Here is a 23242-nt window from a genome sequence, read left to right as displayed (position 1 = left end):
GTGATGGGGTGTACCGGTCCGATGAGCGGGCCCAGGCCCTACTTGACCGGCGTGACCCCGGTGGCCTTGGCGATGTCGTTCAGCATCTGATCGGCCGCCTGCACCCCGATGCCCGACATCCAGGTCTCGTCCGGCACGGTGAAGACCTTGTTCGCCTTCACCGCCTTGAGGTTCTGCCAGAGCGGGGTGGACTGCACCTGGCTCTGCTGGGTCTTGTTCGGGTCGTCGGCGGTGGTCACGAAGACCAGGTCGGCGTCGGCCTTGTCGAGCTGCTCGGGGCTGACATCCATCATCGAGGCGTCGACGTCCTGCGAGGCGGGGCGGTTCAGGCCGACGTCCTTCAGCACCGTGCCGCTGAACGAGGCCTTCTGGTAGAGCCGGGTCGGGCCGGCGATGAAGCGGACCACCGAGGCCGTCGGCATGGTGCCGCCGTTCGTCTCCTTGATCTCGGCGCCCAACTTCGCCGCCCGCGCCTGGTAGTCGGCCAGCGCCTGCTGCGCCTGGGCCTCCTTGCCGAGCGCCTTGGCGTAGAGCGCGATGTTCTCCTTCCAGGTCACGCCGGTGGTCTCGGCGAAGACGGTGGGGGCGATCGCGCTGAGCTTGTCGTAGATCTTCTCGTGGCGGACCTTGGAGGAGAGGATCAGGTCCGGCTTGAGCGAGGCGATCAACTCCAGGTTGGGCTCGGCCATCGGGCCGACGTCCTTGGCACCCTGGATCTCGCCCTTGAGGTAGGTCGGGAACCCGCCCTCGGTCTTCAGGTGCGGGGAGACCGCGCCCACGGGGGTGATGCCGAGCAGCGTGACGTCGTCCAACTCCCCGCTGTCCAGCACCACCACGCGCTTGGGCGCGCTCTTGATCTCGGTGCTGCCCATCGCGTGCTTGACGGTGATCGGGAAGCTCGCGCTCGCGTCGCCGGCGCCGCTCGCGGCGGGTGCGGCGGCCGACTTGTCACCGTCGGCGGTCGCGCTGCCGCCGCAGCCGGCCAGCAGGGTGGTGCCGAGTGCGACGGCGAGGACGGCGACGGGGAGGCGGTGGCGGGTTCGCATGAGCAGAACTTCTTTCTCAGGAGGGAGTATGACGATCAATCAGGAGTGGACCCGGGCACGCGGGATGACCAGCGGCGTCCCGGTCTCGGGGTCGGTGATCACCCGGCAGGGCACTTCGAAGACCCGCTCGACCAGAGCCGCGTCCAGCACCTCGGCCGGTGGGCCCGCGGCCGCCAGCCGGCCCGCGTGCAGCACCACCAGATGGTCGGCGTAGCGGGCGGCCTGGCCCAGGTCGTGCAGCACCATGACCACGGTGCGGCCGAGTTCGCGGTGCAGCCGGGCGACCAGGTCGAGCACGTCGAGCTGGTGGCGCAGGTCCAGGAAGGTGGTCGGCTCGTCGAGCAGCAGCAGCTCGGTGTCCTGCGCCAGGGTGAGGGCGATCCAGGCGCGTTGGCGCTGCCCGCCGGAGAGCTGGTCGACCGGCTGGTCGCGCAGCTCGGCGGTGCCGGTGCGGTCCAGCGCCGCCTCCACCGCGGCCTGGTCGGCGGCCGACCAGGGGCTGAGCAGCCGCTGGTGCGGATAGCGGCCGAGCCGGACCAGCGCCTCGACGGTGATCGCCTCCGGGGTGACCGGCTGCTGCGGCAGCAGGCCGAGCCGCCTGGCCAGTGCCCGGGCGGGCATCCGGTTCAGGTCGGCGCCGTCCAGGGTGACGGTGCCGGCCGCCGGGTCGAGCAGCCGGGCCAGGCCGCGCAGCAGGGTGGACTTGCCGCAGGCGTTCGGGCCGACCACCGCGGTCACCGCGCCGCCGGGCAGCGCCAGGTCCAGGCCGTCGACGATCAGCCGGTCGCCGTAGCGCAGCCGCAGGCCGTGTGCGGCCAGCTGGTTGGCGTGTTCCGTCGCCTTCGGGGCGAGCAGGTTCATCGGGTGCTCCGGTTCATCACGCGGTCCTGACGGATCATCAGAACCATTAGCCAGGGGGCGCCGAGGGTCGCGGTCATCACGCCGACCGGCAGGCCCGGCACGGGCAGTAGGTGCAGCACGGTCAGGTCGGCGGCCAGTAGCAGGACGGCGCCGAGCAGCGCGCAGAGCGCCAGCGTCGCGGGGGTGGGCGGCCCGGCCAGGAACCGCACCAGGTGCGGCACGGCCAGCGCCACGAACCCGACCGGCCCGGTCAGCGCGGCCGCCAGCGAGGCCAGCGTGATGGCGAGCAGCAGCAGGCGCAGCCGGTCCCGGTCGGGGCGCAGGCCGAGCCCGCCCGCCGAGTCGTCGCCCAGGTCCAGCACCGCCACCCGGCGGTCCGCCAGCAGGACGGCGGTCAGCGCGCCGGCGATCGCGCCGCCGCCGACCCAGACCTCGGTCCAGGTTCGCCCGTAGAGCGAGCCGGTGGTCCACTGCAGCGCGGTGGCGGCGAGTTCGGCCGGGAAGCGGACGATCATCAGGTTCACCGCCGCCGCCAGCCCGGCCTGCACGGCTAGCCCGACGAGCACCAGCCGTCCGACCGCTGCCCGGGAGCGCCAGGCGAACGCCCCGAGCAGTCCGGCCGAGACCAGTCCGCCGCCCAACGCGGCCAGCGGCACCAGCAGTTGGGAGGCGCCGAGGGAGAGCAGCAGCACCGCGCCGAAGGACGCGCCGCCGGTCACCCCGACCACGTCGGGCGAGGCCAGCGGGTTGCGGAACAGCCGCTGCAACAGCGCGCCCGAGACGGCGAGACCGGCGCCGGCCACCAGCGCGGCGAGCACCCGAGGTGCGCGGAACTGCTGGACCACCAGCACGTCGCCCCCGTCGCCGAGCCCGATCAGCGCGCGCAGCGCGGTGAGCGGCGGGATCGACACCTCACCCGTGCTCAGAGCGACAGCGGTGAGCACGAGCAGGGCGGCGAGCGCGAGCAGGCAGAGCAGCAGGGTGTGGCGCCGTCGGGCGAGCCTGGCGGGTGAGACGTTCATCGGGTGGTCCTCCGGGCGAGCACGGCGAGCAGTGGCGCGCCGAGGAACGCGGTGACGATGCCGACCTCCAGCTCGGCGGGCCGGATCACCAGCCGGCCCAGCACGTCGGCGGCCAGCAGCAGGATCGGGCCGCCGATCAGGCAGCCGGGCAGCAGCACCCGGTGGTCGTTGCCGAGCAGTTGCCGGCACAGGTGCGGCGCGGCCAGGCCGACGAAGGCGATCGGCCCGGCCACCGCCACCGCACCGGCGGCCAGCAGCACCACGGCCAGCCCGGCGGTCGCCCGGATCCGCGCCACCGGCACGCCCAGCGCCTGCGCGGCTTCGTCGCCGAGCGCCAGCGCGTTGAGCGCGGGTGTGACGGCGATCGCCAGGACCAGGCCGAGTAGCAGCAACGGCAGGACCGGGGTGAGGACTTCGAGCCCCCGCCCGTCCAGCGAGCCGACCAGCCAGAACCGCGCCTCGTCCAGCGTGCGGCGGCTGGCGAGCATCAACGCGGAGGTCCAGGAGGTGAGCACGGTGGCCAGCACCGTGCCGCCCAGCGCCAGCCTGGTCGGGTCGAGATCGCCGCTCCGCCGGGCCATCGCGTGCGCGGCGCAGGCCGCCAGCGCCGCCCCGGCCACCGCGAACCAGACGTACTCGACGGGCCGGGTCAGCCTCAGCACGTAGATCGCGGTGACCACGGCGAAGCTCGCGCCGGCGTTGACTCCCAGGGTGGTCGGGGAGGCCAGCGGGTTGCGGGTGGCGCCCTGGGCGATCGCCCCGGCCGCGCCGAGTGCCGCACCGACCACCAGCCCGAGCACGGTGCGCGGCACCCGAAGGCCCGTCACCACCTGGACGTCCGGGTCGGCGTGCCGGCCGGCGCCGGACAGCGCGTCGAAGACGGTCGACAGCGGGACGGAGCGGGAGCCCAGGGCGAGGCTCAGCGTCAGGCAGAGCAGCAGGACGCAGAGGCCCAGGCAGAGCAGCAAGGTCTGCCGGGCCGCCAGGGGACGCTGCGCCGGGGCGGTTGAGGCCGCCGGATCGATTCTCAGCACGAGATCGATATTAGGTTAGGCAAACCTAAGTTCGTCAAGTCGCGGATGCCGGTTTCGCGAAGAATGGTCCGCTTGCATACAGCGAGCCGTATAAGGTGAGCCTTACCTTACTCACGAGGTACTGAATCTGACGGGGAGTTGCCGCGATGCCCGAGGCGCCACCGCTGCCGGACACCTATCGCCGACTGGGCGAGCACTGCCCCGCGCTGCGCGTCCGGCTGCTGGCGGACGGTGAGTTGATCGACCGTCAGCAGTGGATCGCGGCAACGGACTTCGCCGGCCGGATGCCCGAACTGATCGAGGGAGAGGTCCGGCGGATCCACGCCGAGCACGGCCGCCGGATGCCGCCCCACGTGGCGGCGGCGCGGCTGCTGCACCACTACCTCTGGTCGGCCTGCCTGCTCGTCGGCGGGCCCTGGTATCTGACCGGGGTGGTGCCGGAGCTGCTGCCGGACCGGGTGTGGCTCGACGCGCGGACCGGCGAGCTGGCGTTCCGCCCCGGCGGCGAGCACGAGGACGCGTCACCCGCCGGACTGCGGGCCGTCGTCGCCGCGCATGCGGCGCCCGTGCTGGCGGCCTTCCAGCCGGTCGCCAGGCGAGGCTCGCACGCGCTGTGGGGGATGGTGACGGACGATCTGGTCTCCGGCCTCTGGTACCTGGGCCGGATGCTCGGCCGTGAGCAGGACGCGGTGGCGCGGGCCGAACGACTGCTGCCGGGCGGCACCGCGCCGCTGCCGGGCGGCGCACACTTCCGCCGTCTGGTGGGCGCTACCGGACGCGAGCACCTGACCCGGACCCGGCTCGGCTGCTGCCTCTACTACGCGCTGCGTCCGGACGAGGCCTGCCTGACCTGCCCGCGCACCTGCGACGCGGAACGGCTGCGCCGCCTGGAGGGCTAAGGCGTGTGCAGCCGGGCGGCGCGCAGCTGGTCGGCGAGCAGCACTGGTGCCTCGGCCAAGGACGGCCCGTACCAGGTGAGGTGACGACCACTCAGCAGCGCCGCCGGAATGCCGGGGAACGCCTCCGGGCCGTCCGTCGCCCCGAATCGGTACGGCTCGTCCGGCAGTACCACCAACTCGGCTCCGCTGGACAGCAGTTCGGGTAGCGCGATGGCCGGGTACCGGTCGGCGTGGTCGGCGTGGAGCTGGCGGATGCCCAGCCGGCGCAGCAGGTCGCCGGCGAAGGTGTCCCGGCCGAGCACCATCCACGGCCGCCGCCAGATCGGAACCACCGCGCTGCGCAACCGAGTCGGGGCCGGCAGCTGCTGCCAGGCGGCCCGCGCCTCGGCCAGCCAGTCAGGCGCGGTCAGTCCGCAGGCCTCGGTCAGCAGGCGGTCGAGCGAGCTGAACGCGGCGTCGAGCGTGCGGATCTCGGTCACGTACACCGCGATCCCCGCCGCGCGCAGGGCGTCCAGATCGGGCAGCCGATTCTCCTCCTCGTTGGCGATCACCAGATCGGGGGCGAGCGCGCGGATCGCGTCGAGATCCGGGTTCTTGGTGCCCCCGATCCGGGTCACGGCCAGCCCGGCCGGGTGGCTGCACCAGTCGGTCGCGCCGACCAGCAGTCCCGGGGAGCTCACCGCGACCGCCTCGGTGAGCGAGGGAACCAGCGAGACGACCCGCCGCACCGACGACCCGAGGCGCACCGGCCGACCCTGGTCGTCGTACACCGTGCGGGGCGTCATCGCTTCGTCCCGGGAACGGTGGTGAAGACGCGGTCGCTCGTGGCGTCCGGCGGTGCCTCGGTCACGCCCGTCCCCTCCGTCCCAGCCGTCTGCTCCGGCCCGGCGATCGTACGATGCCCGATCACCGGCTCAGCACACCCATGGCCGGCACGTCGCCGCGCGGCACCCCGTACCGGCGGGTGAAATACTTGAAAACTCGGCGAGGAGGTGGTGGCGATGGCCAGACCCATCTGGACAGGCACGCTGAGCTTCGGACTGGTCGCTGTACCGGTGGGCCTGTACTCGGCCACCGAGGACCACTCCGTGCACTTCCGGCAGCTCCAGCGCGGCACCTCCGACCGGGTGCGCAACCAGCGGGTCAACGAGCGTACCGGCGAGGAGGTCGAGTACCGCGACGTGGTCAAGGGCTTCGAGCTGGCCGAGGGCGAGTACGTGGTGCTGGACCCGGTCGAGCTGGAGCAGATCTCGCCCGGCCGGTCCAAGTCGATCGAGATCAGCGGCTTCGTGGACCTGGCCGAGGTCGACCCGATCTACTTCGACAAGACCTACTACCTGGGCCCGCGCGGCAAGGAGTACGGCAAGGTCTACGGGCTGCTGCACCGGGCGCTCGCGGACACCAACCGGGCGGGGCTGGCCACCTTCGTGATGCGCGGCAAGCAGTACCTGGCGGCCGTGCGGGTGGAGGGCGAGGTGCTGGTGCTGCAGACCATGCACTACGCCGAGGAGGTGCGCGACCCGCACCGGGAGATCGACAACCTGCCGCAGGCGCCCGCCGAGCCGTCGGAGAAGGAGCTGGCGGCGGCCCGCCAGCTGATCGAGATGCTCAGCGCGCAGTGGAAGCCGGAGGAGTACCGCGACACCTACACCGAGCAGGTGCGCGAGCTGGTCGAGGCGAAGCTGGCCGGCGAGGAGGTGGTCAGTGCCGCGCCCGCACCGGAGACGACGAACGTGGTGGACCTGATGGCGGTGCTGGAACGCAGCCTGCAGCAGGCCGGCGGCGACGGCTCGGCGGACCAGGCGCGGGCGGCGAAACCCGCAGCCAAACCGTCAGCGAAACCCACAGCGAAACCCACAGCGAAGCCGTCGGCGAAATCGTCGGCGAAATCGGTGGAGCGACCGCAGGCCGAGCAGCCCGCCGAGCCCGCCGACCTGGCCGAGCTGAGCAAGGCCGAGCTGTACCGGCTGGCCACCGAGCAGGGCGTCACGGGGCGCTCGTCGATGACGCGCGACCAGCTGCTCGCGGCGCTGCAGGGCCCGCAGGCCGAGCCGGCCAAGAAGCACCGGCTGCGCGCGGTCTCCTGATCGGCCGCCGCTGCCGCGTCCCCCGAGCGCCCCTCACCCCGGCAGCGCGACCGCCTGCGCCGGATCGGTCACCCCCGCGTGCAGGTCGCCGGCGGCCCGTACCCGCTCGGCGACCGCGTCGGCGGTGAAGACCAGCTGCTCGGCCCGGCGGCAGCCCGCCACCTCGGGCCACTCCAGCGGGGTCGAGACGGTCGGCTCCGGACGGGCCCGCAGCGAGTACGCCGCCACCGTGGTCTTCGCGCTGTTGTTCTGTGACCAGTCCACGAAGACCCGCCCGGGCCGCAACTGCTTGGCCATCTGGTCCACCACCAGGTCCGGCAGGGCCTGGCGCAGCCGCCGGGCCAGCTCGCGGGCGTACGCCGACACCCGTTCGGCCGGCGTGTCGAGCAGCGGCACGGTCAGATGCAGTCCTTTGCTGCCGGTGGTCTTGGGCCAGCAGCGCAGACCGTCGGCCGTCAGCAGTTCGCGCGCGGCCAGGGCCACGACGCAGCACTCGACCACCCCGGCGCCGTCCCCGGGGTCCAGATCGATGATCAGCCGGTCATGCGTCGCGGGGTCCCCGCGCCACTGCGGGACGTGGAACTCCAGACACCCCAGGTTCGCGGCCCAGAGCAGCGTCGGCAGATCGTCCACCACGGTCTGCCGCATGGTCTCCTGACGGTGCGTCACATCGAGCGTGGTCACCCAGCCGGGCGCGCCCGGTGGCACTCGCTTGGCCCAGAACCGCTGGCCCTCGACCCCTTCGGGCAGCCGCAGGAAGCTGGCGGGCCGCCCGGCCAGGTGCGGCAGTATCGCCGGCGCGACGAGCGTGTAGTACCGCAGCAGCGCGGCCTTGGCGAAGCCGGTGCGGGGGTAGAGCACCCGGTCCAGGTGGGTAAGTCGCAGGCGGCGGCCGGCCACCTCGGTGACGGTGGCGGTGGGGTCGGGCATGCCTGAGATGGTGGCAGTCCGGGCTCGGCGAGTCGCGGGCGGCGCGCGGGTGGGGCCGGTCGATGATGGGCGGGTGACGGACCCGACGGACCCGACGGACCCGACGTTGCTGATGGACCCGATCGCGGCGCTGGAGCGGATCGCCTTCCTGCTGGAGCGCGAGCAGGCCTCCCCGTACCGGGTCCAGGCCTTCCGCAAGGCGGCCGCGACGCTGCGCGCACACCATGGCGAGTTGCCGCGCACCACGGCAGGACTGGCCGCGCTTCCCGGTCTCGGCCCGGTCACCGCGGCCGTGGTCGCCGAGGTCCGGGCCGGCCGCACGCCCGACTACCTCGCCGAGCTCGAACAGCGCGCCCGCACCCCGCTGGCCGAGCTGGACGGGCCGGGCGCCGCGCTGCGCACCGCCCTGCGCGGGGACTGCCACCTGCACTCCGACTGGTCGGACGGCGGCAGCCCGATCGAGCTGATGGCCCGCACCGCCCGCGACCTCGGCCACGACTGGGCGGTGCTCACCGACCACTCGCCGCGGCTGACCGTGGCGCGCGGCCTGAGCGCCGAACGGTTGCGCGAACAGCTGGACGTGGTGGCCGAGTTGAACCGGCGGCTGGCGCCGTTCCGGCTGCTGACCGGGATCGAGTGCGACATCCTGGACGACGGTTCGCTCGACCAGGAGGACGGGCTGCTGGCCGAGCTGGACGTGGTGGTCGCCTCCGTCCACTCCAAGCTGCGGATGGCGGCGGGCCCGATGACCCAGCGCCTGCTGGCGGCCGTCGCCAATCCGCTGGTCGATGTGCTGGGCCACTGCACCGGTCGGCTGGTCGGCGGAAAGCAGCGCCCCGAGTCCGAGTTCGACGCGGCGCGGGTGTTCGCGGCCTGCGTCGAGCACCGGACCGCGGTGGAGATCAACTGCCGCCCCGAGCGCCTGGATCCGCCCGGCCGCCTGCTGCGGCAGGCCGAACAGGCGGGCTGCCTCTTCGCGTTGGACACGGACGCCCACGCACCCGGCCAACTCACCTGGCAGGAGTACGGGTGCGCCCGCGCCGCCGCGGCCGGGGTGCCGCCGGAGCGGGTGATCACCACCTGGACGGTGGACCAGTTGCTGGCCTGGACCCGTACGGGGCAGCGACCGTAGTCGGCGCGTGCCAGTCACGGGAGGGGCCGGTAGCGGGCCCCTCCCGTGACTGGTCAGCGAACTGACTCGGGGTCAGGTGGAAACGTCAGCCGGAGATCGCGCAGCCGCCGGCCGCGTTGCTCCAGGTCGGCTGCATGGCGAACGAGCCGGTCGGCAGCGAGACCGCAGCGAGGTTCTGCCAGGCGCACAGGTCGCCGTTCTCCTCACCGTCCGAGGCGACCCAGCCGCTGGAGGGCTGCGGGTCGGTCATCGACTCGGCGTACTCGTGGCCCTCGACGATGCTGAACCCGTCGAGCTGGCTGGAGACCGAGCTGGCGCCGCAGCCCGAGCCCGCGTCGAGCACGTACGGCATGTTGGTGTAGGAGACGCTGCCGTTGTAGTCGTGCCAGGCGCAGAAGCCGGAGTTGGGGAAGCCGTCGGGTGAGGTGCCGCTCGGGCTCATCACCACGATCTGCACGTCGGGGCCGGAGGCACCGAAGTGCTGGGCGCCGACATTGGCCTCGGCGGCGATGTCGGCCTGCTGGGCCGCGGCCGGCGCGGCGCCCGAGTCGTCGACCCAGGTGCCACCGAGGACGGCGCCGTTGAAGGACGGGCCGGCACCGCTGTTGTCGGTGTACTGGGAGGTGACGGTGGACCAGGTGTCCTGCGAGGTGCCCAGGCCGCTGAACAGATTGGTCTCGTACTGCTGGACGCCGTTGCCGTCACTGTCCCACTGGTTACCCCAGAACACCAGGTAGACGGTCACCTGGTGCTGGACCGGACCGCCGTTGTAGATGAGGTTGCTGGCGGCGGGCGCGGGGTGCGCCGCCCGGGTGGCCTTGGCGCCGGCGCCACGCATCGGGACCACGCCGTGTCGCCCGTGCGTCTGAACGCTCATCACCTGGCCGTGGGTGCGCACCAGGTGCACGCTCGGGTCGGCCACGGCGGGTGCGGCGCTGCTGCTGGTAGCGCTGCCGACCAGGCCGCCGATGGCGAGCGCGGAAACCGCGGCGAGGTGCCGCAGTCGCCGGGACCGGCTGGTGGTGGGGGTACGGTGTTCGCGCGAGTCGCGCATCCCTGGCTCCTTTTGGTGCGGTGGGGGACAAAAGGGGCAGCACATCCGGTCGTCGGCCGGCCGAGATCGTCGGGTCGGGAGGGACCGGTGCAGGTGCTGGGCGTGCACCGGTGCGCGTCGCGTCGCAGTGGCGGGCGGCCGCGCACGAGCGGTGGTCCGGGCGGGTCCGGTGTACCGAAGGCCGACGCTTGGGGGGTGTCGGGAGGCTGCTTCCGGAAGGCCGTTTGACCGATGCTCATCAAAGCAAATCGGTTGACCGTCAGCAAGGCTATGAGAAGCGACAGTTGGCAGATTTGGCGAACAGTTGACCGGGGCGGGCCGGTATGCGGCCTTCCTGGGAGGGAATGCGCGCAATGCGGAGTGATGGGGACGATCGGTGTCGGTCCGTGTCGTTGACACCCCGCCGATCCGGTCCCTAGCGTGGGCGCCCCGTCTACCGGCCAGTAGGGATCAGCATGGACAGCGACTCGCCCGCCCCGGGCACCGGCACTGCCGCCGACACCGGGCGCCCCTACGACCTGGTCCTCTTCGGCGCCACCGGTTTCACCGGGCGGCTGACCGCCGAGTACCTCGCGCGCGTCGTGCCCGAAGGCTGCCGCTGGGCGCTGGCCGGCCGCAGCCTCGACAGGCTGACCGAGGTGCGGCGCTCGCTGGCCGCCGGTCGCCCCGAACTCGCCGACCTGCCGCTGCTGGTCGCCGATGCCGCCGACCGGACGGCGCTGCGCGAGGTGGCCGGTGCGGCCCGGGTGGTGATCTCCACCGTCGGCCCCTACCTGCGCTACGGCGAGCCGCTGGTGGCCGCCTGCGCCGAGGCCGGCACCGACTACGTCGACCTGACCGGCGAGCCCGAGTTCGTGGACCGGATGTACGTCCGCTACCACGAGCAGGCCAAGGCCAGCGGTGCCCGGTTGGTGCATTCCTGCGGCTTCGACTCGATTCCGCACGACCTCGGCGTGCTCTTCACCCTGGGCCGGCTGCCGGCCGGCACCAAGGACGCGCCGGTCGCGGTACGCGGCTTCGTGCGGGCCGGCGGCACCTTCTCGGGCGGTACCTTCGCCTCGGCGCTGACCGCGTTCTCCCGCCCGCGCGCCACCGCCCAGGCCGCCCGCGAGCGGCGGGCCGTGGAGGAGCGCCCGGCGGGGCGGCGGATCCGCACCTCGCCGGACCGGCCGCGCTGGTCCGACGACGCACGGGCCTGGGCCTGGCCGCTGCCCACCATCGACGCGCAGGTGGTGGGCCGCTCGGCCGCCGCGCTGCCCGTCTACGGGCCCGACTTCCGCTACGGCCACTACGCCGCCGTCAAGCGCCTGCCGGTCGCGCTCGGCGGCAGCGTGGGCATCGCGCTGCTGGTGGCGGCGGCCCAACTGCCGGCGCTGCGCCGGTGGCTGTCCGCGCTGCGCAAGCCGGGCGAGGGCCCGAGCGCGGCGGAGCGGGCGAAGTCCTGGTTCACCGTCAGGTTCGTCGCCGAGAGCGCCGGGGCGCGGATCTGGACCGAGGTCAGCGGTGGTGATCCCGGCTACACCGAGACGGCGAAGATGCTGGCCGAGTCCGCGCTCAGCCTCGCCTTCGACGACCTGCCGGCGACGGCGGGGCAGGTGACGCCGGCCGCCGCCATGGGGGAGGCGCTGATCGAGCGGGTGCGCGCGGCGGGGATCCGGTTCACGGTCCTCGCCAAGCCGCCGGCCGACGCGCCGGGCCGGGTGAGGTGACTCCGGGGCGGATCGGGCGAGACGCTCCTGGGCCGCGGTGACCGGTATCCGGTCGGCGTGCTCCGCGATCGATTGTCAGTGGTAGGTGCCACGCTGGTGGCAGCCATTCGAACAATCGCTCGGTTAGGAGCGCAGCCATAGGCACCTGGGACATCGGCCCCTTCGACAACGACACCGCCGCGGACTTCTCCGGTCGGCTCGACGCGGCCGCGCTCGCCGAGCGGCCCGGCCTGCTGCGGGCGGTGCTGGAGCTGGCGATCGCCGCCGACCGCTACCTGGAGAGCGACGAGGCCGAGGAGGCGGTGGCCGCCGCGGCCCTGGTCGCCGCTCAGCGCCGTGGCGGCGAGCCGATCGATCCGGCCTATGCGCCGAGGGCCCCGATCCAGGTGCTCGGGCCGGAGTTCGACGGGCTCGCGCTCCAGGCGCTGGACCGGGTGACCGGGCCGGGGAGCGAACTCGCCGAGCTCTGGGGGGATTCGGGCGAGGAGTCCCGCTGGCGAGAACGGCTGGCCCGGCTGCGCGCGGTGCTCGACGGGGTCGCCCGCTGACGCCGGCGGCTACCTTGCCGCCGCCTTCCAGACCCAGCTGGTGAGCGGCTCCCGGTCACCGAGCCGGCCGCGCCCGGTGGACCAGAGCAGCACCTCGGCCGGGTCCCCGGGCGGCGCGGCGGGGAAGAGCCGGGTGAGCACCTTGGCGCACAGGTCCGCCGGCGGCCGCCAGTCGATCCGCAGACCCTGGGCGATGTCATGGGTGTGCAGCAGGATCTCGGCCACGCCCATCGCGGCGAAGCCGGTCGGGTCGGTCGGCCCCCAGTGCCACGCCCGATCCGCCGGGTCCGCGGCGTCCAGCGCGCTGCTCAGCATCCCACCGCAGGCGCGCAGCACCGCCAGCAGCTCACCGGGCGCCGTCCCGGGGTGCACCCGCAGGTCGAACGGCAGATAGGAGTCGGCCGGCCGGGCCGTCAACTGCCCGGCATACGCCACCAGATCATGCGAGATGTGCGCCGCGGTCGTCGCGCAACTCCACTCCAGCGTGCCGGCCGGCACCTGCCAGTCCGCGTCCACCCGCGGTGCGAGCGCGCGGACCGACTCCGCCACGGCGAGGTCGACGTCACGGCCGGTCGGCCCGGGCTGTCCGGTGGTCTGTTCCATCGGCCGATCCTCGCAGCGGTGGTCGATCGAGGGCAACGCCATATCGGCTGCCCAGCCCCGTCGCACCGGCTGGACGGCGGACTCTGACGGTGGATCAGTTCGGCACGCAGTCCGGGGCCGCGATGGATGCGGCGGGCGCGGTGCTGCGCAGCCCGTCGAGCAGGACCCGCAGGGTGCGGTGGCGCTGGTCGTCGGTTGCCCGCAGGCCCAGGGTGTGGTCGGCGGCGGTGATCGAGGCGAGCAGGAACGCGACGTCCTGCCAGGTGAGGTCGGTGCGCAGCACGCCGGCCGACTGGGCGCGTTCCACCAGGAAGCGGAACCGCTCGCGCAGGACGGCCAGCGTGTCGTCCAAGGCCTCGCCGAAGACGCCGCCGAGCGCTTCGCAGATGCCGCAGCTCTCGGTCCGCAGCCCCACGTAGCCGGCCGCGAAGTCGCACAGCCCCTGCCAGGGGTCGGGCTCGGCGAGGGCGCGGTCGGCGAGGGCGATGATCTCGCCCAGCACCTCCTCGAGCACGGCCAGTAGCAACGCCTCGCGCGACGGGATCCGCCGGTAGAAGGTGCCGACCCCGACACCGGCTCGGGCGGCGATCTCATGGGCGGAGGCCGTCACGCCGAGTTCGGCGATGGCCGTCCGGGCGGCCGCCACCAGTCGCTCCACGTTGCGCCGTGCGTCGGCCCGGGGTTGACGGCCCGTCGGGTCGGCGGTCAGGCGGTCGACGGCGTGGGTCGGGCTGCTCATGGCCCGATCCTAGCAATAACTGGACCAACCCTGTCCGGTTGGCTAGAGTCCAGCCAGGCAACTGAAGCGGACAAGTCTTGTCCGTTTTACGGGAGGAGTCTGCACATGACGGCGCGACAGAAGATCCGGGTCGGCATCATCGGCGTGAACCCGCGACAGGGTTGGGCGATGCGCGCGCACATCCCCGCGCTGCGTGCGCTGCCCGACTACGAGATCACCGCGGTGGGCACCAGCCGGATCGAGAGCGCCCGCGTGGCCGCGGACCACTTCGGCGTCCCGCACGCCTTCGCCGATCCGCGCGAGCTCGCCGAGCACCCCGAGGTCGACCTGGTGGTCGTCACCGTCAAGGTGCCCGCGCACCTGGAGCTGGTGGAGGCGGCCCTGGCGGCCGGCAAGCACGTTCTCTGCGAGTGGCCGCTGACCCGCACCACGGCGCAGGCCGAACGCCTCACCGCCGCGGCCGCCGTCGCAGGTGTCCACCACGCGGTCGGCCTGCAGGCCCGCTACGCGCCCGCGCTCGGCTACGCGCGGGAGCTGATCGCCGACGGCTACCTCGGTGAGATCGGCTCGGCCACCCTCTACGAGGCGCGCGCCAAGGGGGCCGGCGAGACGATGCCCGCGTGGATGGCCTACACCCTGGACCGGGCGAACGGCGCTGGGACGCTCGAGGTGGCGGGCGGCCACACGCTGGACGCGGTCCAGCACCTGCTCGGCGGCATCGAGCGGCTCTCCGCGACGCTCGCCGTGCGGCGCGGCTCCTACCGGATCGCCGAGACCGGAGAGCCGGTCGAGGTCAACAGCCCCGACCAGCTGCTGCTGAACGCGACGCTGGCCGGCGGCGCGGTGCTCTCCGCGCACATCCACGATGGGAAGGGCGTCGAGCCGCGGACGCGACTGGAGATCTCCGGCAGCAAGGGCGACCTCGCGCTGGTCTCCGCCGGGCCGGGTGCCCCGATGGGCATCCAGGTCGGCGAGCTGCGCCTGCTCGGGGCTCGCGGCGTGGGTGGCTCGTTGGCCGAACTGCCGATCCCGGCGAAGTACTTCACGGTGGATCCGGCATCGGTGGGCGACCAGGGCCACCATGTCGCCCAGCAGTACGCCCAGTTCGCCGCCGACCTGCGCAGCGGCGAGCGCACGGTGCCGGACTTCGCGGCGGGCCTGCGCTTGCACCGCCTGCTCGACGCGGTGCGGCGCTCGGACGCCACGGGGACTCGGCAGGTGGTGTAGGCCCGCGCGCCGGGCTACGGTCGGTCGCGGGCCATCGCCGCGAGTCGCGGGGGCCGTGTTGAAGGTGGCACGGACCGCGCCATGCCCTGCCCCGCCGCGGGCACTGCCGTGGACGGTCGCACGTTGACCAGAACGGGCCGCCCGATGAGGCGGGAGTGTCGAGCAGGACGGGTGGTGGGTCGATGAGCAGCGCGGACATACCGTCCGAGCCGGCCGACGGACCCGGGAGCGAGTCGGGGGCGACGGACGACTGGGACGCGGTGCGGCTGGACGAGGCGTTCGTGCGCTCGGCGCCGGTGGTCGAGCCCTCCGGCCGGGCGCGGATGCTGGCCGCGCGGTGGCAGCGGGAGCCACCGGAGCCGCAGCCGTGGCGGTCCGACCGGCCGCCGGCCGGCTGGTTCTGGAGCCGGGTGCGCAAGGGGCGCTGGCGCCGCCGTTGACCGCGGGTCACTCGTGCGGAGCGGCGCTGAGCTCGGCCTCCGCGTCGATCCGGACGTCCGCGTCGAGCTGGCCGTCCGCGTCGGCCTGGGCCGTGGCGTCGGTGAGGCCCAGGCGTAGGTGCTCTACGTGGTAGACGGCCTGGTCGAGCAGCGCGGCGACGTGGTCGTCGTGGAGCGCGTAGACGATCGAGCGGCCGTGGCGCCGCCCGACCACCAGGCCGAGGTTGCGCAGCAGGCGTAGCTGGTGCGAGCAGGCCGACTGCTCCAGCCCCACCTCGTTGGCGAGTTCGGTGGCCGCGCAGGAGCCTTCGCGCAGCCGGGCGAGGATCAGCAGCCGGGACGGGGTGGCCAGTGCCTGGAGGGTGGCCGCGACCTTGGCGGCGTTGGCCGCGTCCAGGCGGGCGCGCGGGATGGTGCTCTCGGCGGGGGTGACGGCTCCATGACCCATGGCGTCCATCATACTGATGGGTACATGAACATCTGTTCATGTAATCCTGGGCGTGGCGAGTGGGGAGACGGTGCCGACGTGAGCAAGCGGCGTGTTGATCGTGGTGACCGGGGCACCAAGGGCACCAAGGCCAGCGGGGACCGGACGGCAGCGGGCGCCGGTGCGGGAAGCAGGGGCGCGGCGCGCTGCCTGGTGAGCGTCTGCCGGGGCTGCTGCTGCGGCACGCCGAAGGTGCCCGGGATCGACCACGCCGCCCAGTTCACCGGCCTGCGCGCCAGCCTGGCCGGGGTCGCCGAGGTGCGACCGGTCGGCTGCCTGGATGCCTGCGACCGCGCGAACGTGATCGTCATACAGCCCTCACCGCAGGGTCGCCGGGCCGGTGGGCGCCCGGTCTGGCTGGGCTTCGTCAACGACGAGGACGCGGCCCGCGACATCACCGCCTGGGTGGCGGCGGGCGGGCCCGGCCTGGTCGACCCGCCCGAGATTCTCGACCTCTACTCCTTCAGTCCCTCGCGGCGGATCAGGGAGTCACTGGAGAGCTGACGGGCGGTCAGCTGCCCGCCTGACGCCGCCGGTCCGGCGCGGCGCCCTCGTCCGGCCCTGTGGAGATGCCGCGGGGCGCGGCTGCTGCGAGCGTCGTGAGGAGAAGTCGGGTACCAGCGACCAGAAGGAGTGCGCCATGGCGCAGACGCCGGGCCAGGGCGGGTGGAGCGCGCCGGTGACGGCCGGGCCGCCGGAGTTCCTGCCGATCCTGGACCTCCCCGAGCCGGGGCCGCAGCGTCGGCTGACCGTCCTCTTCCGGTGGCTCCTGCTGGTGCCGCAGGCGATCGTGCTCTGGGTGCTCTCGGTGGTCGCCTTCTTCGCCGCGGTGATCGGCTGGTTCGCCGCCCTCTTCACCGCGCACCTGCCCGAGTCGATCGCCCGCTTCCTGATCGACTACGTGGGCTACGACACCCGGGTGACGGCCAGCGCGACCCTGCTGATCGACCGCTATCCGCCCTTCAGGCTGCGCCAGCCGCCCGACTTCCCGGTTCAGGTGGAGCTGCGGCCCGGTCGACTGAACCGGGCGGCGGTCTTCTTCCGGCTCATCCTGATGATCCCGGCGGCGGTGATCAACAGCCTGCTCGGCACCGGCTGGCTGGTGCTCTGCTTCTTCTTCTGGCTCTGGGTGCTGGTCACGGGTCGGCTGCCGCGCCCGGTCTTCGAGGCGACGGCGGCCTTCGTGCGGTACCGGATGCGGTTCGACGCGTACGTGCTGATGCTGACCTCCGCCTACCCCAAGGGGTTGTTCGGCGAGGAGCGCCCCGCGCCGGGCGCCGGTGCCCTGCCCGTGTCGGCCACCCGGCCGCTGGTGCTGAGCGGTGGCGGCAAGGGGTTCGTGGTGGCGTTCCTGGTGCTCGGGCTGGCGGGCCACGTGTCCAGCGACTGGGCGAGCACCGACCACGGCACGTCGAACGACACGACCACCACCGCCCCGGCGCGGTAGGTCGGGGTCCGGTCAGCCCAGGAACCCGCGCAGCAGCGCCGCGGTCGCCGCCAGGTGCTCCTCGGTCGAGCGCCGGGCGCCCGCGACGTCGCCGGCCAGGATCGCCCGCACCATCGCCCGGTGCTGGTCCGAGGCGTGCTCGATGTTGCGGTCCAGCACGGGTATCGCGTTCAGCAGGTCGTTGAGCCGCATCCGGCTCTCGGCCACGCCGGTGGCCAGCGACGGAGAGCCGGCCAGTTCGGCGATCGCCAGGTGGAAGCGGGAGTCCAGCTGCCGGTACTCCTCGGCGTCGGCCGCCTCCAACTCGGCCAGCCGCCGCTCCAGGTAGGCGCGCTGGTCCTCGGTCAGATCGCGCCGGGCGGCCTGCTCGGCCGCGCCGGTCTCCAGCACCATCCGGAAGGTCAACGCGTCCTCCAGCTCGCTGCCCATGTGCTGGACCGCGCGCCGCAGTTCGCCCAGATCGGGGGCCGGCAGCCGGTAGGTGACGAAGGTGCCGCCGTAGCGCCCGCGCCGGGACTCCACGCAGCCCGCCTCCTGCAGCGAGCGGATCGCCTCGCGCAGCGTCTCGCGGCTGATGCCGAGCCGGGCGGCCAGCTCGCGCTCGGCCGGCAGGCGGTCGCCGTAGCCGAAGACGCCGAGCTTCACCGCCTCCAGGATCCGCTCGACGGTCTCCTCGAAGGCGTTGCCGGTCCGGACGGGGCGGAAGATCGCGCCGCCCTGCCAGTCCATGCCCGGCTCGCCCGGATCGCCCGCGCCCGCAAGTGTCACCCCGAAATCGTACCGAGGTACGAGGTACGAGCTACCTGCATGCCCCTCTTGACGTGATGTGGGCCGAGACGGAAGCATGCGCGGTACGCCAATGGTCTAGTTCCGGGCCATTGACGGCCACAGTGTTGTGGGCGCATGTTTCGGATCCCCCACCGAACCCCCAAGGGGTGCGCATGTCCTCCGAGCAGTCACCTGTCGACCAGGTTCCCCCACCTGCGTTGCACGCGGTTTCCCCCGATGTTTCCAACGATGTCTCCGCCGACGAGCAGCGACTTCGCGAGCTGGGCTACACCCAGGAGCTGGCCCGCTCGCTCTCCGGCTTCTCCAACTTCGCCGTCTCCTTCTCCATCGTCTCGATCCTCTCCGGCTGCCTGACCCTCTACGGCTTCGGCATGGTCACCGGCGGCCCGGCGCTGATCACCTGGGGCTGGCCGCTGGTCGGCGCGATGACCCTGTGCGTGGGCCTGGCGATGGCCGAGATCTGCTCCGCCTACCCGACCGCCGGCGGGCTCTACTACTGGGCGGCCAAGCTGGCCCGGGGCAACGCGCCGGCGGCCAGCTGGTTCACCGGTTGGTGCAACTTCATGGGCCAGGTCGCGGTCACCGCGAGCGTCGACTACGGCGCGGCCACCTTCACCAACGCGCTGCTCGATCTGCGGTTCGGCTTCAGTGCCACCGCGCCCCACACGATCGAGATATTCGCGGTGATCCTGGTGCTGCACGGGCTGTTGAACAGCTTCGGCGTCCAGCTGGTCGCGATCTTCAACACGGTCAGCGTCTGGTGGCACCTGCTGGGCGTGGTGATCATCGTCGGGATGCTGGCGATCCTGCCGCAGCACCACACCTCGGTCTCCTTCGTCTTCGGACACTTCGTCAACCAGACCGGCTTCCACAGCTCCTTCTACGTGGCCATGCTCGGCCTGCTGCTCGCCCAGTACACGCTGACCGGCTACGACGCCTCCGCGCACATGACGGAGGAGACCAGGGACGCCGCCCGCTCCGGGCCGCGCGGCATCGTCAACTCGATCCTGGTCTCGCTGGTGGCCGGCTGGATCCTGCTGATCGGCCTGACCTTCGCGATCCAGGACTACAACGGCGAGGTGAACAGCGGCACCGGCGAGCCGCCCGCCCAGATCTTCCTGGACGCGATCGGCCGCAACGGCGCCGAGTTCCTGCTGATCATCGTGATCGGCGCGCAGTTCTTCTGCGGAATGGCCTCGGTCACCGCCAACTCCCGGATGATCTACGCCTTCTCGCGGGACGGTGCGCTGCCCGGCTCGAAGATCTGGCACCGGATCGCCGAGCGCACCCAGACCCCGAACAACGCGATCTGGCTGGCCACCGCCGGTGCCTTCCTGCTCGGCCTGCCCGCGCTGTGGAACACCACCGCCTTCGCCGCCGTCACCTCGGTCTCGGTGATCGGCCTCTACCTGGCCTACGTGATCCCGGTCTACCTGAGACTGCGTCAGGGCGAGGGGTTCCAACGCGGCCCCTGGCACCTGGGCCGCTGGAGCCGCCCGATCGGCATCGTCGCGGTCGGCTGGACCGCGCTGATCACCGTGCTCTTCATGCTCCCCACGCTCAGCCCGATCACGGCCAAGAACTTCAACTACACCAGCGTGGCGATCGCGGTGGTGCTCGGCTTCTCGGCCGTCTGGTGGTTCGCTTCGGCGCGGCGCTGGTTCACCGGCCCGCGGATCCACGACCTGCAGGAATCGACCCCCTACGCCACGACCGACTCAACTCCCGCGGAGGAGAACGGATGAGCAGCGCACGGCTGACGCTCGATCAGCTCAGGGCCCGCGTCGCCGACGGCAGCATCGACACCGTCGTGCTGGCCATCACCGACATGCAGGGTCGGCTGCAGGGCAAGCGGCTGGACGCCGGGTACTTCCTCGACGATGTGCTGGGGCAGGCCGCCGAGGGCTGCGGCTACCTGCTGGCCGTGGACATCGAGATGAACACCGTCGACGGCTACGAGGTCTCCTCCTGGGAGAGCGGTTACGGCGACCTGGCCATGGTGCCCGATCTGGACACGCTGCGCCTGGTCCCCTGGCACCCGGGCACCGCGATGGTGCAGTGCGACCTGGCCCGGCACGACGGCACCCCGGTGACCGTCTCGCCCCGGCAGATCCTGCAGCGGCAGCTGGACCGGCTCGCCGCGTACGGCTGGCAGGCCTACGTGGGCACCGAGTTGGAGTTCATCGTGTTCCGGGACAGCTACGAGCAGGCCTGGGACAAGGACTACCGGCAGCTCACCCCGGTCAACCAGTACAACGTGGACTACTCGATCCTGGGCACCGCGCGGATCGAGCCGCTGCTGCGCCGGCTGCGCCGGGAGATGACCGGCGCCGGCCTCACGGTGGAGTCGGCCAAGGGCGAGTGCAACCTGGGCCAGCACGAGATCGCCTTCAAGTACGGCACCGCGCTGAAGACCTGCGACGACCACGTGGTCTACAAGACCGGGTCCAAGGAGATCGCCGCGCAGGAGGGCGTCAGCCTGACCTTCATGGCCAAGTACAACGAGCGCGAGGGCAACTCCTGCCACATCCACCTGAGCCTGCGCGACGCGGAGGGTGCACCGGTCATGGTGGGGGAGGGGCCGCACGGCTTCTCCAAGGTGATGGAGCACTTCCTGGCCGGCCAACTCGCCTGCCTGGCCGACTTCGCGCTGCTGCTGGCCCCGACCGTCAACTCCTACAAGCGCTACGTCCCCGGCAGCTTCGCGCCCACCGCGATCGCCTGGGGCCGCGACAACCGCACCTGCGCGCTGCGGGTGGTGGGCCACGGCCCCTCGCTGCGCTTCGAGAACCGGGTCCCCGGCGGCGACGTCAACCCCTACCTCGCGGTCGCCGCGCTGATCGCGGCCGGGCTGCACGGTGTGGAGCAACAGCTCGAGCTGGAGCCGGAGTTCACCGGCAACGCGTACGCCTCGAACGCGCCCCGGGTGCCGGCTACGCTGCGCGACGCGGTCACCGCCTTCGAGACCAGCGAGGCGGCGGCGCTCGCCTTCGGCAAGGACGTGGTGCGCCACTACACCCACGCCGGCCGGGTCGAACTGACCGCCTTCGAGGCCGCGGTGACCGACTGGGAGCGCCGCCGCGGGTTCGAGCGCCTGTGACCGGGCGGCCGCTGGTGGGGATCACCAGCTACCTGGAGCGGGCCGCCTGGGGCGTCTGGGACCAACCGGCTGCACTGATACCGCAGTTGTACGTGGACGCGGTGACCGCGGCGGGCGCCGTGCCGGTGCTGCTGCCGCCGCAGCCCGTCCACGGCGCACCGGCCGCGCTACTGGCCCGGCTGGACGGGCTGGTGGTGGCGGGCGGGCCCGATGTCGACCCGGCCCGCTACGGCGCCGAGCCGCACGGGCGCACGGGTGCACCGCACCGGCCGCGCGACGACTGGGAGTTCGCGCTGGTGCGGGCGGCCCTGGACGCCGACCTGCCGCTGCTCGGCGTCTGCCGGGGGATGCAGGTGCTCAACGTGGCGCTCGGCGGCGACCTGGTCCAGCACCTGCCGGACCGGATCGGCGAGCAGAGCCACCAGTTGGCCCCGGCCACCTTCAACCGCAGCCTCGTGCGGGTCGAGCCGGCCAGCCGGCTGGCCGGCATCCTCGGCGAGCAGGCCGGGGTGCTCTGTTACCACCACCAGGCGGTGGACCGGATCGGCACCGGACTGCGCCCCGTGGCCTGGAGCCCGGACGGCACCGTGGAGGCCCTCGAACTGCCCGGCGCCCGCTTCGCGCTGGGCGTCCAGTGGCACCCGGAGGCCGACCCGGGCGACCCAAGGCTGTTCAGATCCTTCGTCAACGCCGTTGAGGAGAAGACCTCGTGACCCAACTCGCCGACCTCTTCGAGGTGGTCAACCCGGCCACCGAGGAGGTGATCGAGACCGTCGCCATGGCCGACCTGGCCGCCACCGACGCCGCGATCGCCCGGGCCAAGGCCGCGTTCGAGAGCTGGCGCCGGGTCAGCCCGGCCGACCGGGCCCGGCTGCTGCGCGCCTTCGCGGCTGCCGTGGACGCCGACCGCGAGCACCTGGCCCAGTTGGAGGTGGCCAACGCCGGCCACACCATCGGCAACGCCCGGTGGGAGGCCGGCAACGCGCGCGACGTGATCGAGTACTACGCCGCCGCGCCCGAGCGGTTGTTCGGCCGGCAGATCCCGGTGGCCGGCGGGATCGACGTCACCTTCCAGGAACCGCTCGGCGTGGTCGGCATCATCGTGCCGTGGAACTTCCCGCTGCCGATCGCCGCCTGGGGCCTGGCCCCGGCGCTGGCGGCCGGCAACACGGTGGTGCTCAAGCCCGCCGAGCTGACCCCGCTCACCGCGCTGCGGCTGGCAGATCTCGCACTCGCCGCGGGACTTCCCGAAGGCGTGCTGCAGGTGCTGCCGGGCCACGGCCCGGTGGTCGGCCGCCGCTTCGTCACCCATCCCGACGTGCGCAAGGTGGTCTTCACCGGCTCCACCCGGGTCGGCAAGGAGATCGCGGCCGGCTGCGCCGAGCAGGTCAAGCCGGTCACCCTGGAACTCGGAGGCAAGAGCGCCAACATCGTCTTCGCCGACGCGGACCTGGCCAAGGCTGCCGCCACCGCGCCGTACGCCGTCTTCGACAATGCGGGCCAGGATTGTTGCGCGCGCTCCAGGATCCTGGTCCAGCAGAGCGTGTTGGACGAGTTCCTCGCGCTGCTGGAGCCGGCGGTGCTCGGGGTCAAGGTCGGCGACCCGCGCGAGGAGAGCACCGAGATGGGACCGCTGATCTCGGCGGCGCAGCACGCCCGGGTGACCTCCTATCTGACTGATGAGGTGTCAATTCGCCTTCAGGGCAAGGTTCCGGACGGCAAGGGCTTCTGGTTCCCGCCGACCGTGCTGGCCCCGGTCGACCAGAGGTCGCGGGTCTTCACCGAGGAGGTCTTCGGCCCGGTGGTCGCCGTCGTCCCGTTCACCGACGAGGCCGACGCGCTGCGGATCGCCAACGCGAGCGAGTACGGCCTGGCCGGCTCGATCTGGACCCGGGACCTGGGCCGCGCGCTGCGGGTGGCCCGGGGCGTGGAGGCCGGCAACCTCTCGGTCAACTCGCACTCCTCGGTGCGCTACACCACCCCGTTCGGCGGCTACAAGCAGTCGGGCCTCGGCCGCGAGTTGGGCCCCGACGCCCTCGAGGCCTTCACCGAAACCAAGAACGTCTTCATCTCCACGGAGGAGTGACT

Annotated in this window: 24 protein-coding genes; 13 read left to right on the top strand and 11 right to left on the bottom strand. The window is 72.7% G+C overall.

Annotation, left to right across the window (positions count from 1 at the left end):
• Window positions 1-38 precede the first annotated feature (38 nt).
• The 4 genes from ABH937_RS10605 to ABH937_RS10590 are packed head-to-tail and all read right to left on the bottom strand — an operon-like array spanning window position 39 to window position 3915.
• The gene (locus ABH937_RS10605) at window positions 39-1046 is read right to left on the bottom strand and encodes an ABC transporter substrate-binding protein (protein ID WP_370218008.1); all 1008 of its coding nucleotides are present in this window, start codon (window positions 1044-1046) and stop codon (window positions 39-41) included.
• 39 nt (window positions 1047-1085) lie between these two features.
• Window positions 1086-1907 carry an ABC transporter ATP-binding protein gene (locus ABH937_RS10600; RefSeq protein WP_370218007.1) on the bottom strand — a complete coding sequence of 274 codons (822 nt, stop codon included), beginning with the start codon at window positions 1905-1907 and terminating at the stop codon, window positions 1086-1088.
• Window positions 1904-2929 carry a FecCD family ABC transporter permease gene (locus tag ABH937_RS10595; RefSeq protein ID WP_370218006.1) on the bottom strand — a complete coding sequence of 342 codons (1026 nt, stop codon included), beginning with the start codon at window positions 2927-2929 and terminating at the stop codon, window positions 1904-1906. Before ABH937_RS10595 ends, ABH937_RS10600 begins: the two co-directional genes overlap by 4 nt.
• Window positions 2926-3915 carry a FecCD family ABC transporter permease gene (locus ABH937_RS10590; protein ID WP_370218021.1) on the bottom strand — a complete coding sequence of 330 codons (990 nt, stop codon included), beginning with the start codon at window positions 3913-3915 and terminating at the stop codon, window positions 2926-2928. The genes ABH937_RS10595 and ABH937_RS10590 overlap by 4 nt, the downstream gene beginning before the upstream one ends.
• A 194-nt stretch (window positions 3916-4109) precedes the next feature.
• Between ABH937_RS10590 and ABH937_RS10585 the strand changes: the two genes are divergently transcribed.
• Window positions 4110-4862: a (2Fe-2S)-binding protein gene (locus ABH937_RS10585; protein ID WP_370218005.1), complete on the top strand. Its 753-nt coding sequence runs from the start codon at window positions 4110-4112 to the stop codon at window positions 4860-4862.
• On the opposite strand, the gene ABH937_RS10580 is transcribed toward ABH937_RS10585, so the two are convergent.
• On the bottom strand, window positions 4859-5647 hold the full coding sequence (locus ABH937_RS10580; RefSeq protein WP_370218004.1) for a helical backbone metal receptor: 789 nt from the start codon (window positions 5645-5647) through the stop codon (window positions 4859-4861). The two genes, ABH937_RS10585 and ABH937_RS10580, sit on opposite strands and share 4 nt — an antisense overlap.
• Before the next feature lie 216 nt (window positions 5648-5863).
• Here ABH937_RS10580 and ABH937_RS10575 point away from each other — a divergent pair, with 216 nt between their 5' ends.
• Window positions 5864-6949 (top strand): Ku protein, encoded by a 1086-nt coding sequence (locus ABH937_RS10575; RefSeq protein ID WP_370218002.1) that lies wholly within the window; start codon window positions 5864-5866, stop codon window positions 6947-6949.
• A 33-nt stretch (window positions 6950-6982) separates the two neighbouring features.
• Here the strand turns inward: ABH937_RS10575 and ligD are convergent, their stop codons facing one another.
• Window positions 6983-7879 carry a non-homologous end-joining DNA ligase gene (gene ligD, locus ABH937_RS10570; protein WP_370218001.1) on the bottom strand — a complete coding sequence of 299 codons (897 nt, stop codon included), beginning with the start codon at window positions 7877-7879 and terminating at the stop codon, window positions 6983-6985.
• A gap of 112 nt (window positions 7880-7991) precedes the next feature.
• Between ligD and ABH937_RS10565 the strand changes: the two genes are divergently transcribed.
• Window positions 7992-9011 (top strand): PHP domain-containing protein, encoded by a 1020-nt coding sequence (locus ABH937_RS10565; protein ID WP_370218020.1) that lies wholly within the window; start codon window positions 7992-7994, stop codon window positions 9009-9011.
• A gap of 85 nt (window positions 9012-9096) precedes the next feature.
• On the opposite strand, the gene ABH937_RS10560 is transcribed toward ABH937_RS10565, so the two are convergent.
• Entirely contained in the window at window positions 9097-10065 is a 969-nt protein-coding gene (locus ABH937_RS10560) for a hypothetical protein (protein WP_280693190.1), read from the bottom strand.
• 455 nt (window positions 10066-10520) lie between these two features.
• On the opposite strand from ABH937_RS10560, the gene ABH937_RS10555 reads away from it, so the two are divergent.
• Window positions 10521-11774: a trans-acting enoyl reductase family protein gene (locus ABH937_RS10555; RefSeq protein WP_370218000.1), complete on the top strand. Its 1254-nt coding sequence runs from the start codon at window positions 10521-10523 to the stop codon at window positions 11772-11774.
• A gap of 71 nt (window positions 11775-11845) precedes the next feature.
• On the top strand, window positions 11846-12322 hold the full coding sequence (locus ABH937_RS10550) for a DUF4259 domain-containing protein (protein WP_370218019.1): 477 nt from the start codon (window positions 11846-11848) through the stop codon (window positions 12320-12322).
• A gap of 9 nt (window positions 12323-12331) precedes the next feature.
• On the opposite strand, the gene ABH937_RS10545 is transcribed toward ABH937_RS10550, so the two are convergent.
• Together ABH937_RS10545 and ABH937_RS10540 are read right to left on the bottom strand one after the other, a co-directional pair.
• The gene (locus ABH937_RS10545; RefSeq protein ID WP_370217998.1) at window positions 12332-12925 is read right to left on the bottom strand and encodes a maleylpyruvate isomerase N-terminal domain-containing protein; all 594 of its coding nucleotides are present in this window, start codon (window positions 12923-12925) and stop codon (window positions 12332-12334) included.
• A 94-nt stretch (window positions 12926-13019) separates the two neighbouring features.
• The gene (locus ABH937_RS10540) at window positions 13020-13664 is read right to left on the bottom strand and encodes a TetR/AcrR family transcriptional regulator (RefSeq protein WP_280693194.1); all 645 of its coding nucleotides are present in this window, start codon (window positions 13662-13664) and stop codon (window positions 13020-13022) included.
• 105 nt (window positions 13665-13769) lie between these two features.
• On the opposite strand from ABH937_RS10540, the gene ABH937_RS10535 reads away from it, so the two are divergent.
• Window positions 13770-14891, top strand: a complete 1122-nt coding sequence (locus tag ABH937_RS10535; RefSeq protein WP_280693195.1) for a Gfo/Idh/MocA family oxidoreductase — start codon at window positions 13770-13772, stop codon at window positions 14889-14891.
• A 182-nt stretch (window positions 14892-15073) separates the two neighbouring features.
• The gene (locus tag ABH937_RS10530) at window positions 15074-15331 is read left to right on the top strand and encodes a hypothetical protein (protein ID WP_280693196.1); all 258 of its coding nucleotides are present in this window, start codon (window positions 15074-15076) and stop codon (window positions 15329-15331) included.
• Between the two features lie 7 nt (window positions 15332-15338).
• On the opposite strand, the gene ABH937_RS10525 is transcribed toward ABH937_RS10530, so the two are convergent.
• On the bottom strand, window positions 15339-15779 hold the full coding sequence (locus ABH937_RS10525) for a metalloregulator ArsR/SmtB family transcription factor (protein ID WP_280693197.1): 441 nt from the start codon (window positions 15777-15779) through the stop codon (window positions 15339-15341).
• A gap of 189 nt (window positions 15780-15968) precedes the next feature.
• Between ABH937_RS10525 and ABH937_RS10520 the strand changes: the two genes are divergently transcribed.
• The gene (locus ABH937_RS10520; protein WP_280693249.1) at window positions 15969-16322 is read left to right on the top strand and encodes a (2Fe-2S) ferredoxin domain-containing protein; all 354 of its coding nucleotides are present in this window, start codon (window positions 15969-15971) and stop codon (window positions 16320-16322) included.
• A 136-nt stretch (window positions 16323-16458) separates the two neighbouring features.
• A complete protein-coding gene (locus ABH937_RS10515; RefSeq protein ID WP_370217997.1) occupies window positions 16459-17265 on the top strand; it encodes a DUF4389 domain-containing protein in 807 nt (268 codons plus the stop codon).
• Between the two features lie 12 nt (window positions 17266-17277).
• Here ABH937_RS10515 and ABH937_RS10510 read toward each other — a convergent pair whose 3' ends face one another.
• On the bottom strand, window positions 17278-18033 hold the full coding sequence (locus ABH937_RS10510; protein WP_280693199.1) for a FadR/GntR family transcriptional regulator: 756 nt from the start codon (window positions 18031-18033) through the stop codon (window positions 17278-17280).
• A 173-nt stretch (window positions 18034-18206) separates the two neighbouring features.
• Here ABH937_RS10510 and ABH937_RS10505 point away from each other — a divergent pair, with 173 nt between their 5' ends.
• The 4 genes from ABH937_RS10505 to ABH937_RS10490 are packed head-to-tail and all read left to right on the top strand — an operon-like array spanning window position 18207 to window position 23240.
• A complete protein-coding gene (locus ABH937_RS10505) occupies window positions 18207-19799 on the top strand; it encodes an amino acid permease (RefSeq protein ID WP_280693200.1) in 1593 nt (530 codons plus the stop codon).
• Window positions 19796-21154: a glutamine synthetase family protein gene (locus ABH937_RS10500; protein WP_370217996.1), complete on the top strand. Its 1359-nt coding sequence runs from the start codon at window positions 19796-19798 to the stop codon at window positions 21152-21154. The genes ABH937_RS10505 and ABH937_RS10500 overlap by 4 nt, the downstream gene beginning before the upstream one ends.
• Window positions 21151-21867, top strand: coding sequence for a gamma-glutamyl-gamma-aminobutyrate hydrolase family protein (locus ABH937_RS10495; protein ID WP_280693202.1), 717 nt, complete (start codon window positions 21151-21153; stop codon window positions 21865-21867). The genes ABH937_RS10500 and ABH937_RS10495 overlap by 4 nt, the downstream gene beginning before the upstream one ends.
• Window positions 21864-23240, top strand: a complete 1377-nt coding sequence (locus tag ABH937_RS10490) for an aldehyde dehydrogenase (RefSeq protein WP_370217995.1) — start codon at window positions 21864-21866, stop codon at window positions 23238-23240. The genes ABH937_RS10495 and ABH937_RS10490 overlap by 4 nt, the downstream gene beginning before the upstream one ends.
• Window positions 23241-23242: the final 2 nt, after the last annotated feature.

This window comes from Kitasatospora sp. GAS1066B, from assembly GCF_041262605.1.
Classification (GTDB): Bacteria; Actinomycetota; Actinomycetes; order Streptomycetales; family Streptomycetaceae; genus Kitasatospora.
This window is presented reverse-complemented; position numbering and strand designations above follow the sequence as displayed.

Bases quoted from the DNA above. Each gene is read 5' to 3' on its own strand.
- ABH937_RS10605 (WP_370218008.1), bottom strand. From the start codon at position 1,046: ATGCGAACCCGCCACCGCCTCCCCGTCGCCGTCCTCGCCGTCGCACTC.
- ABH937_RS10600 (WP_370218007.1), bottom strand. From the start codon at position 1,907: ATGAACCTGCTCGCCCCGAAGGCGACGGAACACGCCAACCAGCTGGCC.
- ABH937_RS10595 (WP_370218006.1), bottom strand. From the start codon at position 2,929: ATGAACGTCTCACCCGCCAGGCTCGCCCGACGGCGCCACACCCTGCTG.
- ABH937_RS10585 (WP_370218005.1), top strand. From the start codon at position 4,110: ATGCCCGAGGCGCCACCGCTGCCGGACACCTATCGCCGACTGGGCGAG.
- ABH937_RS10580 (WP_370218004.1), bottom strand. From the start codon at position 5,647: ATGACGCCCCGCACGGTGTACGACGACCAGGGTCGGCCGGTGCGCCTC.
- ABH937_RS10575 (WP_370218002.1), top strand. From the start codon at position 5,864: ATGGCCAGACCCATCTGGACAGGCACGCTGAGCTTCGGACTGGTCGCT.
- ligD (WP_370218001.1), bottom strand. From the start codon at position 7,879: ATGCCCGACCCCACCGCCACCGTCACCGAGGTGGCCGGCCGCCGCCTG.
- ABH937_RS10565 (WP_370218020.1), top strand. From the start codon at position 7,992: ATGGACCCGATCGCGGCGCTGGAGCGGATCGCCTTCCTGCTGGAGCGC.
- ABH937_RS10560 (WP_280693190.1), bottom strand. From the start codon at position 10,065: ATGCGCGACTCGCGCGAACACCGTACCCCCACCACCAGCCGGTCCCGG.
- ABH937_RS10555 (WP_370218000.1), top strand. From the start codon at position 10,521: ATGGACAGCGACTCGCCCGCCCCGGGCACCGGCACTGCCGCCGACACC.
- ABH937_RS10545 (WP_370217998.1), bottom strand. From the start codon at position 12,925: ATGGAACAGACCACCGGACAGCCCGGGCCGACCGGCCGTGACGTCGAC.
- ABH937_RS10540 (WP_280693194.1), bottom strand. From the start codon at position 13,664: ATGAGCAGCCCGACCCACGCCGTCGACCGCCTGACCGCCGACCCGACG.
- ABH937_RS10535 (WP_280693195.1), top strand. From the start codon at position 13,770: ATGACGGCGCGACAGAAGATCCGGGTCGGCATCATCGGCGTGAACCCG.
- ABH937_RS10530 (WP_280693196.1), top strand. From the start codon at position 15,074: ATGAGCAGCGCGGACATACCGTCCGAGCCGGCCGACGGACCCGGGAGC.
- ABH937_RS10525 (WP_280693197.1), bottom strand. From the start codon at position 15,779: ATGGGTCATGGAGCCGTCACCCCCGCCGAGAGCACCATCCCGCGCGCC.
- ABH937_RS10515 (WP_370217997.1), top strand. From the start codon at position 16,459: ATGGCGCAGACGCCGGGCCAGGGCGGGTGGAGCGCGCCGGTGACGGCC.
- ABH937_RS10505 (WP_280693200.1), top strand. From the start codon at position 18,207: ATGTCCTCCGAGCAGTCACCTGTCGACCAGGTTCCCCCACCTGCGTTG.
- ABH937_RS10500 (WP_370217996.1), top strand. From the start codon at position 19,796: ATGAGCAGCGCACGGCTGACGCTCGATCAGCTCAGGGCCCGCGTCGCC.